Source organism: Maribellus luteus (assembly GCF_003576475.1).
GTDB lineage: Bacteria > Bacteroidota > Bacteroidia > Bacteroidales > Prolixibacteraceae > Draconibacterium > Draconibacterium luteum.
This window is the reverse complement of record NZ_QWGR01000037.1, coordinates 1-1,831: the sequence shown is the minus strand read 5'-3', so window position 1 is coordinate 1,831 and position 1,831 is coordinate 1. Positions and strand designations below refer to the sequence as shown.

Sequence of the window (1,831 nt, the reverse complement as noted above, 5' to 3'; positions counted from 1 at the left end):
ACTCCCATAGATAGCAGAGTAATTTGAAAAGAAAAATTATAACCAAAATATTAGGTTTTTACCTTAGTTCTTTGTTATGGGCTGGGTTTAATAATTTATTTTCAACATTATGTCACGTCTTTTACTCCAGTCAGTTTTGGTTGCGTTTTGATTCATAAATACTTCATCTAGTTTTGATTCAAATTGCTTAATCAAAGAAATAATCTGATTAAACAACCGTGTAATATTTACGTCAATTTTTTCAAATTTTACGTTTGGTTTTCTTCCTTTTCTAATGAACGTTTCTAAGCTTATGTCAACTAATATGTTTTTGGGATTTTCTTTCTTTTTAACTCTATGCATTAATTTTCCACGAGGAATATACAGGCTGCTTATTAGAAAGAACTTTTGAGTCATTTCTCCTTCGGTCAACTTAACTTCCCAACTAACAACCCCGTAGAATGGCATTTCTGCTTCAAATAAACATTCGTTTATTCTTTCATCCATGTGTTGAAAGGTATTTCGAAGAGGGGTTATATATGATATTTCCTTTATTAGTTGATGGTCGTTGTCAGAAGGCAATAATTTATATTGGTTTATTAGTCTTTGACAATTATCAATAAGACTCCAACAATTATTGAATACAGGAATTAAATTTCTTGTGTAATTCTCATTTTCAAAGTTGAATGAAATTGTTTCAAGCTCCTTGTAAAGTGACAAGTAATTATGTTCTATTAATTCAATAGTAAATCGAATTGAATCCAAGATTAGCAAATCTTTTAGAGCTAATCCAGCAGGCAAATTATATAAGCAGGAGTCTTTATTAATTATCATTCGCTAGTACATAAAGTCTATTTGTTCAAATTTTCCATTCTCCTAATTAAATCCTTAACAGCTTCTGCCCATTCTGGTGTACCAATTCTCGAAGCGCATTCAAGTAAAATTGTTTGTTTTTTAGACTCATCTAATTCGTCAACTATTTCAAGGATTTGTTTAATCTTATCTTCCATTTTGGTTATATATTTAGTTAATTGTCTTTTTTCAACCTTGCCCATAAAGTATGTGGAACCCAACCAGTCGGGTTATATCTTTATTAGCAGGTTGGGTTATAACACCCATTGGGGTGGATAAACCAACTTTTTCTGATTTTTCGGGAGGGAGTTGTCTCATGAGCAGGCGGTTTAATTTTCGTTTTTCCGAAGATAACAAGAAAAATGTTTAACACAGATGTTTAACATATCAAAAATGGCTTATCCCCTAAAAAAGAGCCCTTCAGCAGGCCGGTTGCGGGTTTCGGGTACCAAAGAAAAGCTTTAGCAGGCGGGTAAAAAGAATAATTACCGTGGTAATCAGAACCATTACCTTGAGGATCATAGAGATTACCTTGGGTAACAAAGCCATCCCTTAGGTAAAATCTATGGTTACCTTGGTAATCGAAACCATTACCTTGAGGATGATAGAGATTACCTTGGGTAGCGAAACAATCCTTTAGGGAATATCTGTGATACCCGAGGGTAGCGAAGCAATTACCGCGGGTAAAAGTCTGATTACCGAAGGGCAGACGATGCGCCCCTGTTTTTACAAAGCCATCCCCCTGGGGCAAACCATCATCCCTTTGGGGCACAATATGCGCCCCTATTTTCGAATGACGCGCCCCTTGGGGCACGCAACGATCCCCTGTTTTCGCGGATCAATCCCCATGGGGCAGAAAGCCAGCCCCCATTTTCACAACACCATCCCCCGGGGACGCAAAGCAAAAAAACAGGGGATTTTTCTGTCTTGTCCTAAAATAGGTTTACACAAAAAGTAAATTTATGTCAGGATTTATAGTTTATGATGAAAGCTTCAAGCG

2 protein-coding genes are annotated in these 1,831 nt (G+C 36.2%); both read right to left on the bottom strand.

The window, feature by feature from the left end; translation table 11 throughout:
* Nucleotides 1-87 precede the first annotated feature (87 nt).
* Nucleotides 88-813, bottom strand: a complete 726-nt coding sequence (locus D1614_RS23550; RefSeq protein ID WP_119440447.1) for a hypothetical protein — start codon at nucleotides 811-813, stop codon at nucleotides 88-90.
* 17 nt (nucleotides 814-830) lie between these two features.
* Nucleotides 831-989 (bottom strand): hypothetical protein, encoded by a 159-nt coding sequence (locus D1614_RS23545; RefSeq protein WP_162304619.1) that lies wholly within the window; start codon nucleotides 987-989, stop codon nucleotides 831-833.
* Nucleotides 990-1,831: the final 842 nt, after the last annotated feature.